The 16,573-nt window shown below is 72.9% G+C and carries 13 protein-coding genes; 5 read left to right on the top strand and 8 right to left on the bottom strand.

The window, feature by feature from the left end; all coding sequences use genetic code 11:
• Position 1 precedes the first annotated feature (1 nt).
• From JOD95_RS12960 to JOD95_RS12940, 5 genes are all read right to left on the bottom strand, one after another.
• Positions 2 to 1,924, bottom strand: a complete 1,923-nt coding sequence (locus JOD95_RS12960; RefSeq protein ID WP_245172345.1) for an ABC transporter ATP-binding protein — start codon at positions 1,922 to 1,924, stop codon at positions 2 to 4.
• The gene (locus tag JOD95_RS12955; protein WP_209685340.1) at positions 1,921 to 3,744 is read right to left on the bottom strand and encodes an ABC transporter ATP-binding protein; all 1,824 of its coding nucleotides are present in this window, start codon (positions 3,742 to 3,744) and stop codon (positions 1,921 to 1,923) included. The genes JOD95_RS12960 and JOD95_RS12955 overlap by 4 nt, the downstream gene beginning before the upstream one ends.
• 599 nt (positions 3,745 to 4,343) lie before the next feature.
• Positions 4,344 to 6,002, bottom strand: a complete 1,659-nt coding sequence (purH, locus tag JOD95_RS12950) for a bifunctional phosphoribosylaminoimidazolecarboxamide formyltransferase/IMP cyclohydrolase (protein ID WP_209685338.1) — start codon at positions 6,000 to 6,002, stop codon at positions 4,344 to 4,346.
• Positions 5,999 to 6,592, bottom strand: a complete 594-nt coding sequence (gene purN / locus JOD95_RS12945) for a phosphoribosylglycinamide formyltransferase (protein ID WP_209685336.1) — start codon at positions 6,590 to 6,592, stop codon at positions 5,999 to 6,001. The genes purH and purN overlap by 4 nt, the downstream gene beginning before the upstream one ends.
• Before the next feature lie 10 nt (positions 6,593 to 6,602).
• Positions 6,603 to 7,439 carry a helix-turn-helix transcriptional regulator gene (locus tag JOD95_RS12940; RefSeq protein ID WP_066656850.1) on the bottom strand — a complete coding sequence of 279 codons (837 nt, stop codon included), beginning with the start codon at positions 7,437 to 7,439 and terminating at the stop codon, positions 6,603 to 6,605.
• Positions 7,440 to 7,539: 100 nt separating this feature from the next.
• Between JOD95_RS12940 and JOD95_RS12935 the strand changes: the two genes are divergently transcribed.
• The gene (locus JOD95_RS12935) at positions 7,540 to 8,508 is read left to right on the top strand and encodes an SDR family NAD(P)-dependent oxidoreductase (protein WP_209685335.1); all 969 of its coding nucleotides are present in this window, start codon (positions 7,540 to 7,542) and stop codon (positions 8,506 to 8,508) included.
• A gap of 29 nt (positions 8,509 to 8,537) precedes the next feature.
• Here the strand turns inward: JOD95_RS12935 and JOD95_RS12930 are convergent, their stop codons facing one another.
• The 3 genes from JOD95_RS12930 to sucC form a co-directional block, all read right to left on the bottom strand.
• Positions 8,538 to 10,562 carry a DUF6350 family protein gene (locus JOD95_RS12930; RefSeq protein WP_209685333.1) on the bottom strand — a complete coding sequence of 675 codons (2,025 nt, stop codon included), beginning with the start codon at positions 10,560 to 10,562 and terminating at the stop codon, positions 8,538 to 8,540.
• A gap of 140 nt (positions 10,563 to 10,702) precedes the next feature.
• Positions 10,703 to 11,596 carry a succinate--CoA ligase subunit alpha gene (gene sucD / locus JOD95_RS12925; protein WP_066656854.1) on the bottom strand — a complete coding sequence of 298 codons (894 nt, stop codon included), beginning with the start codon at positions 11,594 to 11,596 and terminating at the stop codon, positions 10,703 to 10,705.
• Between the two features lie 14 nt (positions 11,597 to 11,610).
• Positions 11,611 to 12,780 carry an ADP-forming succinate--CoA ligase subunit beta gene (sucC, locus tag JOD95_RS12920; protein ID WP_066656857.1) on the bottom strand — a complete coding sequence of 390 codons (1,170 nt, stop codon included), beginning with the start codon at positions 12,778 to 12,780 and terminating at the stop codon, positions 11,611 to 11,613.
• Positions 12,781 to 13,076: 296 nt separating this feature from the next.
• On the opposite strand from sucC, the gene JOD95_RS16980 reads away from it, so the two are divergent.
• The 4 genes from JOD95_RS16980 to JOD95_RS12900 all read left to right on the top strand — a co-directional run bounded on the left by JOD95_RS16980 (position 13,077) and on the right by JOD95_RS12900 (position 16,563).
• On the top strand, positions 13,077 to 14,708 hold the full coding sequence (locus JOD95_RS16980) for an ATP-dependent DNA helicase RecQ (protein WP_066656860.1): 1,632 nt from the start codon (positions 13,077 to 13,079) through the stop codon (positions 14,706 to 14,708).
• A 270-nt stretch (positions 14,709 to 14,978) separates the two neighbouring features.
• Positions 14,979 to 15,272, top strand: a complete 294-nt coding sequence (locus JOD95_RS12910; RefSeq protein ID WP_066656863.1) for a hypothetical protein — start codon at positions 14,979 to 14,981, stop codon at positions 15,270 to 15,272.
• 50 nt (positions 15,273 to 15,322) lie between these two features.
• Positions 15,323 to 15,685: a hypothetical protein gene (locus JOD95_RS12905; protein ID WP_209685331.1), complete on the top strand. Its 363-nt coding sequence runs from the start codon at positions 15,323 to 15,325 to the stop codon at positions 15,683 to 15,685.
• Positions 15,682 to 16,563 carry an oxygenase MpaB family protein gene (locus JOD95_RS12900; protein ID WP_209685330.1) on the top strand — a complete coding sequence of 294 codons (882 nt, stop codon included), beginning with the start codon at positions 15,682 to 15,684 and terminating at the stop codon, positions 16,561 to 16,563. The genes JOD95_RS12905 and JOD95_RS12900 overlap by 4 nt, the downstream gene beginning before the upstream one ends.
• Positions 16,564 to 16,573 lie beyond the last annotated feature (10 nt).

The following is a 16,573-nucleotide window of genomic DNA, read 5'->3' as shown; positions in this document are numbered from 1 at the left end:
GTCAGACGAGCGAGTCCCGCCAGGCGGCGTGCAGCTGGGCGAACCGCCCGGTCCCCGCGATCAGGTCGTCCGGCGTGCCGTCCTCGACGATCCGCCCGTACTCCATCACGAGCACCCGGTGGGCGATCGCGACGGTCGACAGGCGGTGCGCGATGATCACGGCGGTGCGGTCCGCGAGCAGGGTCTCGAGGCCCTCCTGCACGAGCCGCTCGGACGGGATGTCCAGCGACGCCGTGGCCTCGTCGAGGATGAGCACCTTCGGGTCGGCGATGAACGCCCGGGCGAACGACAGGAGCTGCCGCTGCCCGGCCGACACCCGGCCACCGCGCTTGTTCACGTCGGTGTCGTACCCGTCGGGCAGGGCCTCGATGAACGCGTCCGCCCCGACCGCCTTCGCCGCGCGCACGATCTCGTCCCGCGTCGCCCCGGGCTTGCCGAGCGCGATGTTGTCCGCGACGGAGCCGGAGAACAGGTACGCCTCCTGCGTGACCATGACGATCGCGCGGCGCATGTCCTTCGGGTCGATGTCCCGCAGGTCCACGCCGTCGAGCCGCACGGAACCCTTCGACGGGTCGTAGAACCGCGCCATGAGCTTCGCGAGCGTCGACTTCCCGGCACCGGTCGACCCGACGAGCGCGATGGTCTGCCCCGCCGGGATGTGCAGGTCGAACTCGGGGAGCACGACCTTCTCGGCGTTGTACGCGAACTCGACGTCGTCGAAGTCCATCGCACCGGTGGCGTCCGGCAGCCGCACGGGCTTCGCGGGGTCGGGCACCGACGGGCGTTCCTCGAGGACGCCGGAGATCTTCTCCATCGCCGCCGAGGCCGACTGGTACCCGTTGTAGAACATCGCGAGTTCCTGGGCCGGGTCGAAGAACCGCTTGGCGTACAGCGCGACCGCGAGCAGCGCGCCGACCTCGAGCGAGCCCCCCACGATCCGGAAGCCGCCGACGATGACGACGGCCGCGAGCGTGGCGTTGCCGATGAGGACGAGCACGGGGTCGAACGTGCCGAACAAGTTGAAGACCTTCGTGTTCGCCACCCGGTAGTCCTCCACGTAGCCGCCGTACTCGTCGCGGTTGCGGGACTCCTTCCGGAACGCCTGCACCGCCCGGATGCCGGTCATGGTCTCGACGAAGTGCACGATGACGCGCGCCGAGGTCACACGGGTGGCCCGGAACAGGGTCTGCGAGTTCGTCTGGAACCAGCGGATCAGGAACCACAGCGGCACGAGCGACACCGCGAGCACGAGCCCGGAGGTCGGGTCGAGCAGCACGAGCGCGATGCCCGTGAACACCATGTAGAGCACGCCCTGGATGAGCTGGTTCAGGCCGGAGTCGAGCAGCTCGCGGATCGAGTCCAGGTCGCTCGTCTGGCGGGAGATGATCCGCCCGGACGTGTACGTCTCGTGGAACTCGAGCGACAGCCGCTGGGTGTGCAGGAACACGCGCTTCCGCAGGTCGAACAGGATCGCCTGGCTGATCCGCGCCGCGAGCACGGTGTACCAGGCGGTGAGGACCGCGCCGAGCACCGCGACGACGATGTACGTCGCCACGACGCCGAACGCCGGTACCCAGTCGTTCTCGTCCATCACCCGGGGCAGGGCGTTGTCGATGCCCCACGCGATGAGCGCGGGACCCGCGACGGTGCCCGCGGTGGAGACCACCACGACGACGCCGAGCAGCACGAGGCGTGCCTTCAGCGGAGCCGCGAGCGACCCGAGCAGGGCGAGGGAGCGACGCCGCAGGCGCTTGCTCTCCGCCTTGCTGAAGTCCTCGCGCTCCTCGCCGCGCACGCCGAGCGTGGTGACCGCGGCGGTGACGGGGCCGGCCGCCTTCGTGTCCGCGACGTCGTCGAGGACGGGATCGGGGCCTCCCGGCCCGGCTGCCGTGTCCACGGGCGGTACCTGGTCCTGCTGGCTCATGCCATCGCCTCCTCTCGGGCGGGTGCGTCGTCCTCGTCGAGCGAGGAGATGACGTAGCGGTAGTGCTCGTTGGTGGCCATCAGCTCCGAGTGGGTGCCGACGGCGGTGATGCGTCCGCCCTCCATGAGCGCCACCCGGTCGGCGAGCGTCACGGTCGAGGGGCGGTGGGCGACGATGAGCGACGTGGTGTCGGCCAGCACGCGGCGGAGCCCGGCCTCGACCCGCGCCTCGGTGTCGACGTCGAGCGCCGACAGCGGGTCGTCGAGCACCAGGACCGACGGCCGCGCGGCGATCGCGCGAGCGAGCGCCAGACGCTGCCGCTGGCCGCCGGAGAGCGACAGCCCCTCCTCGCCGACGCGGGTGTCGACGCCCTCGGGCAGGTCGTCGACGAAGGACGCCTGCGCGATGTCGAGCGCCTCGCGCATGATGCGCTCGGCCTCGTCGCCGGACAGGTCGGGCCGGCCGAGCAGCACGTTGTCGCGGACGCTCGTCGAGAACAGCGTGGCGTCCTCGAAGGCGACACCGACGTGCCGACGGAGGTCCGCGCGGGTGAGGTCGCGGACGTCGACGCCGTCGATCGTGATCGAGCCGCCGGTCACGTCGTACAGCCGCGGCACCAGGGACAGCAGCGTCGTCTTGCCGCTGCCGGTCAGGCCGACGAGCGCCATGGTCTCGCCCGGGTGCAGCTGCAGCTCGACGCCGTCCACCAGGTCCGGGTACTCGTCCGTCGCGTCCTGGTACCGGAAGTGCACGGCGTTGAACGACAGCGCACCGTGCGGCTCGTCGATGGTCCTCGGTGACGCCGGGTCCTGGATCGTGTTCTCGGAGTCCATGACCTCGAAGAACCGGTCGACCGCGGTCCGGGTGTCGAACGTCATCGACAGGAAGAACCCGATCGACTCGATCGGGAACCGCAGCACGGTCGCCGTCGCGAAGAACGCGAACAGCTGTCCGACCGTCAGCTCGCCCTGCGACGCCAGCCAGATGCCGGCGAGCAGGCACAGCGCGAACGCGACGTCCGGCACGAGCAGCAGCCACAGCCAGATGCTCGCGATGGCCTTCGCCTTCTCGATCTCGGTGCCGCGGAGCGCCTCGGCCTGCTCACTGAACTCGTCGAGCTTGAAGCGACCGCGGCCGAACGCCTTGAGCACGCGGATGCCGTGCACCGACTGCTCGACGCTCGTGGCGAGGTCGCCGACCTGGTCCTGGCTGCGCCGCGCGACGACGGAGTACTTCCGCTCGAACAGCAGGCCGTTGATCCACAGCGGGATCGACGCCACGAGGAAGATCAGTCCGAGCAGCCACCCGAAGGTGAAGAGCACGACGAAGCCGACCGCGATCGTGACGATGTTCACCACGAGCAGCACGACACCGAACGCCAGCCATCGGCGGATGAGCGACAGGTCGGACACCGAACGGGACAGCAGCTGCCCGGACTCCCAGCGGTCGTGGAAGGCCACCGGCAGGTCCTGGAGCTTGGCGTAGAGCGCGTTGCGCATGCTCGTCTCGATGCGCGTCGACGGGCGCATCACGAGCCGTCGGCGGGTTGCGATGAAGAAGGCCTCGAGGGCGCCGAGTGCGAGCACGCCGAGTCCGGCGGGCCAGATGAGCGCGGCGTCGCGCGAGGACAGCGGTCCGTCGACGAGCCACTGGAGCACGTACGGGATCACCAGGGCGACGAGCGAGGCGCCCATCGCCGCGGCCATGCCGCCGAACAGTCGCCAGCGGTACGGCCTGACGTAGGGCCAGATGCGCCCGATGGCGCGCAGGGTCGAGGGGCGGTCGGTGGAGGGGGTCGCCTGGTCGGGCGTTGTGGACATGCGGTTGCGTCCTCGTGCGTCGTGCGGCGTCCGCTCGGTCGGGTCGTCCGGCCCGCCGACGGGTCGCGTCGGTGGGTGGCGGTCCGGCCGGGAGGCGCGGCGTGGCAGTGCGGTGGTCGTCGGCCGGGCGCGTGGTCGCGCGCCGTCGCCGCCACTCGCGTGACGTCGACCGGGCCGGAGGGCACCGGGGACACGGGTCCCCGGGTTCTCAGCAGGTGGTCCGCGCTCGCCGACGGTGTCGTCGGGCGCGAGGCCGTGGGAGGGGCCTGGCTAGACGGCGGCCGCGCCCGGGTACCGGAGCGGCGGTGCCGTCCGGGTCCGGGGTCGCGGGGCGGGAGTGGTCCCCACGAGGGACACGAGACCCGTCCGGGCAGCCGTCGCCACTGTTCCGGTCGTCGCGTCCATCGTCACTCCAGTCGTCGTCTTCGTCACCGTTGTGTCCGCGGGCACGGCCGATCCGGTTGCGATCGTCCGATGCGGTGCGGAGCCTTACAGACTATTCACAGTCGCACGTGTTGCGCAATGGTCTCGGCGTTGTTGGACGCCGTCGATCCGAGCGCGTGTCGGTGTCCGGTGACCGGTGTTCGGTGTTCGGTGACTCAGTGGAAGAAGTGACGCTCGCCGGTGAAGTACATGGTCACGCCGGCCGCCTGCGCCGCCGCGATGACCTCGTCGTCACGGACGCTGCCGCCCGGCTGCGCGACGGCACGGACGCCGGCGTCGAGCAGGACCTGCAGGCCGTCGGCGAACGGGAAGAACGCGTCCGACGCCGCGACGCTGCCACGGGCACGCTCCCCGGCGCGGTCCACCGCGAGGTGGCAGGAGTCCACCCGGTTGACCTGGCCCATGCCGACGCCGACGCTCGCGCCCTGGTCGGCGAGCAGGATCGCGTTCGACTTCACGGCGCGGCTGGCCTTCCACGCGAACGCGAGGTCGGCGAGGGTCGCGTCGTCGGCCGGCTCCCCGGACACCAGGGTCCAGGTCGACTGGTCGAAGGCGGTGAAGCGGTCGGCGTCCTGCACGAGGAAGCCGCCGGAGACCTGCTTGACCTCACGGGGCGCGAGCGCGAAGTCCGCCGGCAGGGTGAGGAGCCGGATGTTCTTCTTCTGCGAGAGGATCTCGAGCGCCTCGGGGTCGAAGGCCGGGGCCACGACGACCTCGGTGAAGATGTCGCGCACGGTCTCGGCCATCTGCTTCGTGACCGGGCGGTTCGCGGCGATGACCCCGCCGAACGCCGACAGCGGGTCGCAGGCGTGCGCGGCGGCGTGCGCCGAGGCGATCGGGTCGACCGCGTCGGCCGGGGCGGTGGCGATGCCGCACGGGTTGGCGTGCTTGATGATCGCGACGGCGGGGGTGTCGAAGTCGTACGCGGCCCGGACGGCGGCGTCGGCGTCGACGTAGTTGTTGTACGACATCTCCTTGCCGTGCAGCTGCGTCGCCTGGGCGATGCCCGCTCCGCCGGAGGTCGTGTAGAGCGCGGCGGCCTGGTGCGCGTTCTCGCCGTAGCGGAGCGTCGCGGTCAGCCCGGCCTCGAGCCGGAGCGTCTCGTCGAACGAGCCCGGCGTCTCGAGGTCGCCCGCCACCGTGGGCGCGGCGGCCTGGGCGGCGACGTGTGCCGCGTCCTGCCCGACGACGTCGGTCGCGAAGTACGACGCGACGGCGGCGTCGTAGGACGCCGTGTGGGCGAAGGCCTGGGCGGCGAGGCGCTTCCGGAGTTCGAGCGTGGTGCCCCCGGCGCGGACGGCCTCGACGACCTCGGCGTAGGACGACGGCGACACGACGATCGCGACGTTCGGGTGGTTCTTCGCCGAGGCGCGGACCATCGCCGGTCCGCCGATGTCGACGTTCTCCACCACGGTCGCGGCCTCGGCACCCGAGGCGACGGTCTCGACGAACGGGTACAGGTTGACGACCACGAGCTCGAACGGCGCGATGCCGAGCTCGGCGAGCTGCTGCTCGTGCGACTCGAGGCGCAGGTCGGCGAGGAGCCCCGCGTGCACGGCAGGGTGCAGGGTCTTGACGCGGCCGTCGAGCGACTCCGGGAACCCGGTCACGCTCGACACGTCGGTGACGGCGTACCCGGCGTCGCGGATCGTCTGCGCCGTGCTGCCCGTCGAGACGAGCTCCACACCCGCGTCGGCCAGGGCGCCGGCGAGTTCGAGCAGGCCGGACTTGTCGCTCACCGAGATGAGCGCGCGCCGCACGGGGACGACGTCGCGGTGGCGGTAGAGGCTGGGGTCGGCGGCGTGCACGCTCATGCGCTCGGGGGGCCCTTCAGGTCGGTGGTGCCGTTGGCGATGTCGAGGATGGTCTGGATGAGCAGGCGGCGCTCGACCGGCTTGATGCGGTCGTGCAGCGTCGATTCGGAGTCGTCCGGCAGCACCGGGATCCGCTCCTGCGCCAGGATCGGGCCGGTGTCCACGCCGTCGTCGACCTGGATCACGCTGGCGCCGGTCTGCTCGACGCCGGCGGCCAGGGCGTCACGGACCCCGTGTGCGCCGGGGAACTCGGGCAGGTACGCGGGGTGGGTGTTGATGATCGCGGGGGCGAACTCGGACACGACGGCGTGCGGGAGCAGGCGCATCAGGCCGGAGAGCACGAGGAGGTCCGGCGACCACGGCCGGATCTGGGCGGCGAGCTCGGCGCCCCACTCGTCGCGCGAGGCGAAGCGGGAGAACGGCACCGAGAAGGTCGGGACCCCGAACTCCTCGCCCAGCGCCAGGCCCTCGGCATCGCGGTCGGCCCCGATCGCGACCACGCGGGCGGGGTACTCGGCGTCGGTCGTCGCCTCGAGCAGGGCTCGGAGGTTCGAGCCGGTACCGGAGATCAGGACGACCAGTTCGAGCACGGTGACCAGCCTAGCGGCGGACGACCGCCCCGCCGATCGCCAGCAGCGGGAGCGCCTGCGCTGTCGCGGACCCCGGGGCGCAGCCGTAGACGACCAGCTGCAGCCCCGGCGACCCCTGCACGGCGAAGGTGTGCGCGTCGAACTCCAGCCCACCGACCTCCCCGTGCACGAACCGCTTGGTCGTCACGGCCTTCCGCTGCACCCGCTGCGCACTCCAGCGTTCCTCGAACTCGTCGCTGCGTCCGCGCACCTCCGCCACGACCGCCAGGAGGCCGGGGTCGGCTCCGTGCTCGGCGGTCGCGGCGCGCAGACTGGCGACGGTCGAGTCCGCGGTCCTCGACCAGTCCACGTGGAAGTCGCGAGCAACCGGATCGGTGAAGGTCATCCGGACGAGGTTGTCGAACCGGGCGAACGGTGCGTGGACGCCGCGGGCGAGGGCATTCGCTGCGAGGACGTCGTGGGCCGGGTCGATCACGAACGCCGGGTGCGCGGACCACGAGTCGAGGAGCTGACCGAGAGCCGGTGAGACCGAGCCGGGTGCGCGGGACCGCCGCGGCGGCGGGACGAGCCCGGCGAGGGTGAAGAGGTGGTCGCGCTCGTCGCCCTCCAGCTCGAGCCCGTCGGCGATGCCGTCGAGCACCGCCGACCCGGGGCTGATCTCGCGCCCCTGTTCGAGGCGCGTGTAGTAGTCGACGCTGAGGCCTCCCAGCACCGCCACCTCCTCTCGCCGGAGGCCGGCCACGCGGCGGAGCCCGCCGGAGGGCAGGCCGAGCGCCTCCGGGGAGAGACGACCGCGGATCGCCCGCAGGTACGCGCCCAGGGCAAGGTCGGCAGAGGACGACGGCACGCTGACAGGGTAGTTCCGACGGCGACCGCCTCCCTGGTCGTGGCACACCCCGGAACGACCCGGCACGGGAAGCCCTGCACACGAGACGGACGCTGGCTCCGTGAACGACGACACTCCCACCACCCCCCACCCCTACCTCGGCCTCTGGGTCACGGAAGACGGCCGCGTCCGTCACGAGCTCCGCACCGGAGGCCGGTACGTCGAGGCCCGCGGTGACCGCGAGGCCGCGTACACCGGCGGCTACGAGGTCGCCGGAGCCCACGTCGAGTACCGGGACGACACCGGCTTCACCGCGGACGGCGACTTCCGCGACGACGTCCTGCACCACGGCGGCATGGTGCTGCGACGCCGGAAGATCGTGCTCGTCACAGGTGCCTCCAGCGGTATCGGCAGGGCGACCGCGCTCCGGCTCGCCTCGGCCGGTCACCCCGTCGTCCTGGGGGCTCGCCGGGTCGACCGTCTCGAATCCCTCGTGACGGAGATCGAGGGCGCGGGCGGCCAGGCCCTGGCGGTACCGACGGACGTCACCGACCTCGCCTCCACACAAGCGTTCGCCGACGCGGCCACCGCACGGTTCGGGCGCATCGACGTGGTGGTCGCGAACGCCGGCGTGATGCCGCTCTCGCCCCTGTCCTCCGGGCTCGTCGAGCAGTGGGACCAGATGATCGACGTCAACGTGCGCGGGCTCCTGCACAGCATCGCGGCGACCCTCCCGACGATGCTCGCGCAGGGCGCCGGCCACTTCGTGACGATGGCGTCGATCGGTGCCCACAGCGTCACGCCGACAGCGGCCGTCTACTGCGGCACGAAGTACGCGGCACGGGCGATCACCGAGGGCCTCCGCCTGGAGTCGCCCCGAGGAATCCGGGTGACGACGATCTCACCGGGCGTGACCGAGTCGGAGCTGGCCTCTACGATCACCGACGCGACGGCCGCCGCCGCGATGGATGCCTACCGCGCCGACTCCGTCTCCGCCGACGCCATCGCCCGCGCCGTGGAGTACGCCGTGGCCGAGCGCCCCGACGTGGACGTCAACGAGATCGTCGTGCGGCCCGCGGCGCAGCGCTGACCGGTCCGACGGCGCGCGGCCGAGGAGCGCTAGGCGTCGTGCTTCGGACGGCGCCACCAGGGCAGCTCGTCCTCGGCGATCTGGTCGGTCTGGTCCCAGCGGGTGCCACCGGACGCGGGCGCTGCCGGTGCGCTCGTCGCCGGGGTGGGCTCGTCGGCGTCGTCACGGCCGGCGACGAACTCCTCGGTGCTCCACGGGAAGGCGGGCTGCTGCTCGGTGCCGGGCGCGTGCGGGAGCGTCTCGTCAGCCGGTCGCGGTCCGTCGTCCCTCGTGCCGCCCGCGCCGGTCCCGCCCACGCGGCCGCGGAGGACGCCGGCACGGTCGCGCAGGTCGCCGGCACGCGCGCGGACGTCGTCGGCGGCGCCACGGAGCCGGTCCCGCAGTCCGCTGATGCCGCTGCGGGCGGGGGCGGCCGGCGCGGGAGCGACCCGCTCGGCGGCGACCGCGTCGGTCCGCGCCCAGTCCGGCAGCGGCACGTCGTCCGGTTCCGCGACGGGTGTGCGACGGGCGACGACGGGCTCGTGCTCGTGCTCGTGCTCGGGCTCGGGCTTCTGCGACGCGACGGGCTCGCGCCCGCCGTCGTGCGCTGCGTCGGTGTCGGTGTCGGCGATCGGCTCCGTCGGGTGGTCGTCCGATGCGGCCGCGGCAGCACCCGACGACGGCACGGCAGCACGGGTCGACGAGTCGTGGGCCTCCTCGACGGTGAACCGGTGGGACGCGGAGGCGCGCCCGGCACCGGCCTCGTCGAGTGCGGCGACGAGCGAGCCGGCGCGGGCGTCGTCGGCAGCGTCCTCGTCGGCCTCGATCCAGCGCTCGCGGCCTCGGGAGCGCTCGGGCAGCCGCACGAGGTCGCTCCCCACGGCGAGCGCCACCGCCGCCGGCACGCCGACCTCGAGGGCCGCGAACACGCCGACGAGCAGGCCGTCCGGCCCGGCCTGGGTGAGTCGGCCCGGGCCGAGGGACCCCGACGTGAGCGCCGTGGCCACCCCGGTCAGCACGCCCGCCACGACACCGGTGGCCGCTCCGGCAAGCGCTCGGCGGAGCGGGCTGTCCGACGAGCCGAGCGCGCGCACGAGCCCGGGCCGCATCAGTCCGGCCACGACGAACCCGGCGACGACGGGCACGAGCACCCCGAGCAGGCCGAAGGTGTGGCCGGAGGCGGGCAGGGCGCCGAAGACCGGGATCCCGGGGATGGGGCCGAGGACCGTGCCGATCGGCGAGACGTTCGACCCGGTGCCGATGGCGAACCCGGGACCGACGAGCCACGCGACGGCCCACCCGACCAGGTCGGGCAGGAACGCGAGCTGGCCGACGGTGAGCGCGATGCCGCCGATGACCCCGGCATGCGAACGCTCGTACAGGGCGATGACCTCGGCGAACGAGGTGACGAGCAGGAGGGCGACGACCACCCCGGCGGCCGCGACCACGACGGCGGTCACCGCGGTGCCAGCTCGGAGGGCGAAGCCGGCGGTGGTGCGCCACAGCACGGGCACCCGGCCGACCTGGTCGAGCAACCGGGCGGTCAGCGGGTCCGCCGGCAGCCCGCGGCGGATGCGGCACACCTCGGCGGTCACGAGTGCGGGGACGGCGAACCAGAGCGCCGGGAACACGATCGCCTGCCAGACGACCGGGTCGGTCGCGGCGGAGGTGGACGAGAACGCGATGGCCAGTCCGAGCAGGGCCACGCCGGCGGTCCCGACGAGCAGGCCCGTCGTGCGGTGCTCCGTCTCGGCGAACCGCCGACCGGCCCGCCCCCCGAGCCAGGCGGTCACGACCGCGAAGCCGAGGGCCGCGAGCGTCACGTGGATGGGGTCGCCCGCACCCTCGATGCCGGACGCGCCGGCCGTGGCCGTCCCGAGGTGGAACGTGACGTCCACGCCGTGTCCGACGAGCCAGACGCTGCCCGCGGCCTTCCAGAAGACGTCCCAGTCGACCTGCAGCCCGTACTCGAAGCCCCAGAGCAGCGTCAGCGGCACGAGGGCGATCCCGACGCCGACGCCGACCGTCACGATCGCCTCGACGGCGGCCAACAGTGCGGTTCCCAGGCGGTTCATCGTGGTCAGGGTACGTGCCGTCCCGCGGTCACCGAGCGAGCCGCGCGGCACCTGTGGAGACTGGCCGACCGTCCACAGCAGGACGGGAGGCACGGTGCCCACCGGCACCGTGCCTCCCGTCCGTCGGGTCGTGCGGACCGCTACGCCGTCGCGGCGGCGACCACCTCGCGCAGCAGCGCGGCCGTCTCGGACGGCGTCTTGCCGACCTTGACGCCGGCGGCCTCGAGCGCCTGCTTCTTCGCCTCGGCGGTCCCGGCGGAACCGGAGACGATCGCGCCGGCGTGGCCCATGGTCTTGCCCTCGGGCGCGGTGAAGCCCGCGACGTAGCCGACGACCGGCTTCGTGACGTGCGCCTTGATGTAGTCGGCCGCGCGCTCCTCGGCGTCGCCGCCGATCTCGCCGATCATGACGATCGCCGTCGTCTCCGGGTCGGCCTCGAACGCGGCGAGCGCGTCGATGTGCGTCGTGCCGATGACCGGGTCGCCGCCGATGCCGATGGCGGTCGAGAAGCCCAGGTCACGCAGCTCGTACATCATCTGGTAGGTCAGGGTGCCGGACTTCGACACGAGACCGATCGGGCCCTTGCCGGTGATCGTCGCCGGGGTGATGCCGACGAGCGACTCCCCCGGGGTGATGATGCCGGGGCAGTTCGGGCCGATGATCCGGGTCTTCCCGCCCAGCGCCTTCGCGTGCGCCCAGAACTCCGCGGAGTCCTGCACGGGGATGCCCTCGGTGATGACGACGACGAGCGGGACCTCGGCGTCGATGGCCTCCATGACCGCGTCCTTCGCGAACGCCGGCGGGACGAAGACGATCGAGACGTCGGCACCGGTGGTGTCGACGGCTTCACGCACCGAGCCGAACACGGGGAGCTCGACGTCGCCGTGCGTGACGGTGGTGCCGGCCTTGCGGGCGTTCACGCCGCCGACGACCTGCGTGCCGGCCTTGAGCATGAGCGCGGTGTGCTTCGTGCCCTCGCCGCCGGTGATGCCCTGGACGATGACCTTCGAGTCCTTGTTGAGGAAGATCGACATTGCTCTGGTGCTCCTTACGCCGCGGCCGCGGCGAGCTCGGCGGCCTGCTCGGCCGCATCGTCCATGGTCTCGGCGACGGTGACGAGCGGGTGCGCCGCCTCCGCCAGGATCCGGCGACCCTCGTCCACGTTGTTGCCGTCCAGGCGCACGACGAGCGGCTTGGTCGCCGAGTCGCCGAGGATGCCGAGTGCGGCGACGATGCCGTTCGCGACGGCGTCGCAGGCGGTGATGCCGCCGAAGACGTTCACGAACACGCTCTTCACCTGCGGGTCGCCGAGGATGACGTCGAGGCCGTTCGCCATGACCTCGGCCGAGGCGCCACCGCCGATGTCGAGGAAGTTCGCGGGCTTCACGCCACCGTGGCGCTCACCGGCGTACGCGACGACGTCGAGCGTCGACATGACGAGCCCTGCGCCGTTGCCGATGACGCCGACCTCGCCGTCGAGCTTCACGTAGTTCAGGCCGTGCTGCTTCGCCTTGGCCTCGAGCGGGTCCTCGCTCGCGGTGTCCTCGAGCTGCGCGTGACCCTCGTGGCGGAAGTCGGCGTTGTCGTCGAGCGACACCTTGCCGTCGAGGGCGAGGATCTGCCCGTCGCCGGTGCGGACCAGCGGGTTCACCTCGACGAGGGTGGCGTCCTCGCCGGCGAACACGTCGTAGAGCTTCACGAAGACGTCCGCGACCTGGTCCTGGAGCTCGGACGGGAAGTTCGCCTGGCGCGCGATGTCGAGCGCGGCTTCCTTGTTGATGCCCGTGAGCGGGTTCACCTCGACGCGCGCGAGCGCCTCGGGCTTCTCGACCGCGAGCTGCTCGATCTCCATGCCGCCCTCGACGCTGACGAGCGACAGGTACGAGCGGTTCGCCCGGTCGAGCAGCACCGAGAAGTAGAACTCCTCGGCGATGTCCGCACCCTGGGCGACCATCACGCGCTGCACGGTGTGGCCCTTGATGTCGAGGCCGAGGATCGCCTCGGCGTGCTCGTACGCCTCGTCCGGGGTCTTCGCGACCTTGACGCCGCCGGCCTTGCCGCGACCGCCGACCTTCACCTGCGCCTTGACGACGACCACGCCGCCGATCCGCTCGGCGGCCGCCCTCGCCTCTTCCGGGGTGTCGGCGGTGATGCCCTGCAGCACAGGGACGCCGTAGGACTCGAAGAGGTCCCTGGCCTGGTACTCGAAAAGATCCACGCTGTTCTTCTTCCCGCACGGTTCGTGCGATCGGCATCGGTCATCGGGTCGCGCACTCAACGTCGAGGGTCGCTCGATGTCGAGACAACGGCCGCGACCACCCTAGCGCCGCCACATGGACGGAGAGCACGTCCGTCCGGACACCGGTCGCGCCCGCTCGGCCGCGGGATGCGTCGGCACCGCGGAGCGCCGGCCGGGAGGCACGCCCCACCCCCGTCACCTCCCTCGCGCCCCCCGGTGGCCGGGGGACGCAGTCGCCGGATGGTCGGCCAGGCGGCACGGGGCACGGTCGACGGGTGCAGAAGGAACTCCGTACCCGCGCCGCCGACGTCTTCGGCTGGGACCTCCACCCCGAGCAGGAACAGGTCGTCGACGCCGTCCTCGACGGTCGCGACGCCCTGGCGCTCATGCCCACCGGCTCGGGGAAGTCCGCGATCTACCAGGTCGCCGCGCTCGCCCTGGACGGCCCGGTCGTCGTCGTCTCGCCGCTCGTGGCCCTGCAGGAGGACCAGGTCGTCGGCATCGAGGACCACCCGGACGCCCCGCGCGCGGTGACCATCAACGCCACCAGGGGCAGCCGGCAGCTCGAGGACGCGTGGGACGCCGTGGCGTCCGGCGAGGCCCGCTACGTGTTCCTGGCCCCCGAGCAACTGGCGAAGGACGAGGTCGTCGAGCGGCTGCGCGACGCCGGCGTCGCGCTCGTCACCGTCGACGAGGCGCACTGCGTGTCGAGCTGGGGGCACGACTTCCGCCCGGACTACCTGGTGCTCGGCGAGGTCGTGGAGCGCCTCGGGCGCCCGCCGGTGCTCGCGATGACCGCGACCGGGTCGACGCCCGTCCGCGCCGAGATCGTCGAGCGGCTCGGCATGCGGGACCCGTTGGTCGTCGCCACCGGCTTCGACCGGCCGAACCTGCGCTTCGAGGTCGCCCGGCACGCCGACGACGAGTCGAAGCGCGAGGCCGTCGTGGAGCAGGTCGTCGGACTCGAGGGGGTCGGCATCGTCTACGTCGCCACCCGCGCCGAGACCCTGGTGTACGCGGACGAACTCGTGGAGAGTGGTCGCCGGGCGAAGGCGTACCACGCGGGCCTCCGCGTGCGGGACCGCGAGCGGGTCCACCACGAGTTCCTCGACGGCGAGCTCGACGTCGTCGTCGCCACCAGCGCGTTCGGCATGGGGATCGACAAGCCGGACGTGCGCTTCGTCGTGCACGCCGACGTCCCCGAGTCGGTCGACGCCTACTACCAGGAGGTGGGCCGTGCCGGCCGTGACGGCGACGTCGGCCTCGCCACGATGCACTACCGCGCCGAGGACCTCGGCCTCCGACGCTTCTTCGCGTCCGGCTCGCCGCGCCCGGCCACCCTCCGTGCCGTGTTCGACGCCGTCCCCGCCGAGGGATCGGTGGCCCGTTCCGAGCTCGCCGAACGCTCCGGGCTCGCCGCTCGCACCGCGGGCCGTGCGGCCAACGCCCTCGTCGACGCGGGCGCGCTCGACGACGGTGAGGACGGTCTCACCCGTCGACCGGACGGCCCCCGCGACGCCGAGGCGGCAGCGGGGCTCGCGAAGGCGCAGGCGAAGGAGCGCGAGGAGATCGAGGAGTCGCGCATCGCGATGATGCGCCGGTTCGCCGAGACCTCGGGCTGCCGCCGGCAGTTCCTGCTCGGGTACTTCGGTGACGAGCTCGCCGAGCCGTGCGGCAACTGCGACACGTGCACGGCCGGGACCGCCCAGGACGCGGACGCCCACGGTGCCGACGGTGCGAACGACGACGCCTGGCCCCCGGAGTCGCCCGTCGAGCACGCGCAGTGGGGTCGAGGGACGGTGATGAGCACGGAGGACGACCGGTTGACGGTGTTCTTCGAGTCCGCCGGCTACAAGACCCTCGGGCTGGCCGACGTCGAGGAACGGCACCTGCTCGAACGCGTCTGACGCGCCGGCGTCGGACCCGGGGTGGGGAAGGCGCGGTCGCTCGACCACCCGTCGGCGACCGCGCTCCACTCCCCCGAGCACGGCGAGTGTGACCCGCGATCGTGGACCGCAGGTGACGCCGAGGTGAACGGGACGCGAAACCGGACGAGGGGTGCGCAGACCGGACGACCACAGACCGGACGACCGGTCAGGCGGACGGCGTACACAGGAAGGCCCGACGGCCCCGGCGACCCGCTCCGGAGCCCGACCCTCCCACGGAAGGACTGCACCATGAGCGACCCCGGCATCAGCCCCGTCGACGACTTCGACGCCCAGGAGCGCCGCACCGACGACCTGGACCGCGAGCACGTGGGTCCGTACGAGGTCGACGAGTCCGAGGAGTCCCTCGAGACCGTCACGAACGACGCCGTCGCCGGCGAGACCGTCGAGCCCCAGCCGGGCGACGGAACCGACGACGGCCCCACCGGTGGCGCTCCGCGCGAGGGCTCGCCCGACCTGTGGGAGCACGACGACGACACCGAGCGTCCGGACCTCGGCGGCGACCTCGGCACGAAGCCGCTCTGAGCACGACACCCGCACGACCCCCACGGAGCACGGCCCAGTACGATCGGGCCGTGCTCCGTGGCGTCCGCGACCGTGTCCGTGCGACGCCCGCGCTGGCCCGGCTCCTCTCGCTGGCGTCCCTGCTGCTCGTCGCCGCGGCGGCGCACTCGGGTGCCCGGAGCGGCGGGGTCGCCTGGCTTCCGCTGCTCGTCGCGGGTGTCGTGCTCGCCCTGGTCACCGGCGCGACGGCGCACCGGTGGCCCCTGCCGGCCATCTGGCTGGTCGTGACACTGCTGGCGGCCGCGGGCGGCACGCTCGTGAGCGTCGCGTGGCTGGTCGGCGCACTGATCGGCGGCGCAGTGGCCCTGGCCGCAGCCCTGTTCCTCGACACCGCAGCGCTGCGGCGGGCACGGCGATCCGGGACACGCCCGTGACGCGACGGCCGGGAGGCTCGTCCCACCCCCGCCCCGCCGGCCACGGCGACCGGACGGCGGACGGACGCGGTGCGACGGGCGGACCACGGGCCTCCCGTCCGGCACACGGTCACGTCGCCGACCGCGACCTGCGTCGGTGGCTGGCGGACAGCACACCCGTCGCGGCCGGTGGCCGCGCCATCCTGCTGCAGATCGCGGACCCGGTCGTCGCAGCCGGGGTCCGACGGCACTCCGACTTCGCCCGCCGACCGCAGCAGCGGCTGGCCCACACCCTGATGTTCGTCTACGCCGTCGTGATCGGGACCGAGACCGACGCTGCCGTGGCGACCGCGTTCGTCGACCGGGCGCACCGACCGGTCGAGGGCGCCGACGACGTCGACCGGCAGCGGTGGGTGGCGGCGACCCTGTTCGACTCCGCACGACGGGCACACGAGCTGTTCGGCGACCCGCTGTCGCCCGACGACGCCGAGCGTGTCCTGGCGGCCTACGCCCCGATCGCGACGTCCCTGCGCGTGCCCGCCGACGGTTGGTTTGCTTCGGTGGCCTCCTTCGACGTGTACTGGGGTGCGACCCTGCCCTCCCTGCACGTCACCGACGACGCGCGCGGGATCGTGCGCGACCTCCTGCACCCCCGCTTCGCACCGCTGTGGGTCCGCACCGCGATGCCGCTCGTCCGCATCGTCACCGTCGGCATGCTGCCGGACGCCCTGCGGACCGCGTACGGCTTCGCGTGGGGGCCGCGCGAGCAGCGGCGCTTCCGGCGGACCGTCGCGCTCGTCCGGCGCGTGCGGAGCCTCGTGCCGGGGTGGGCGCTCCGACTCCCGGGGCCACTGCTGCTGCGGGCCATGCACCGGATCGCCGCGCGGTACGCCCACTGATGGCGACAAG

This window comes from Curtobacterium sp. 1310 (assembly GCF_017834105.1).
Lineage (GTDB): Bacteria > Actinomycetota > Actinomycetes > Actinomycetales > Microbacteriaceae > Curtobacterium.
The sequence above is the reverse complement of the archived record's forward strand: the minus strand, read 5'-3'. Positions and strand labels throughout refer to the sequence as shown.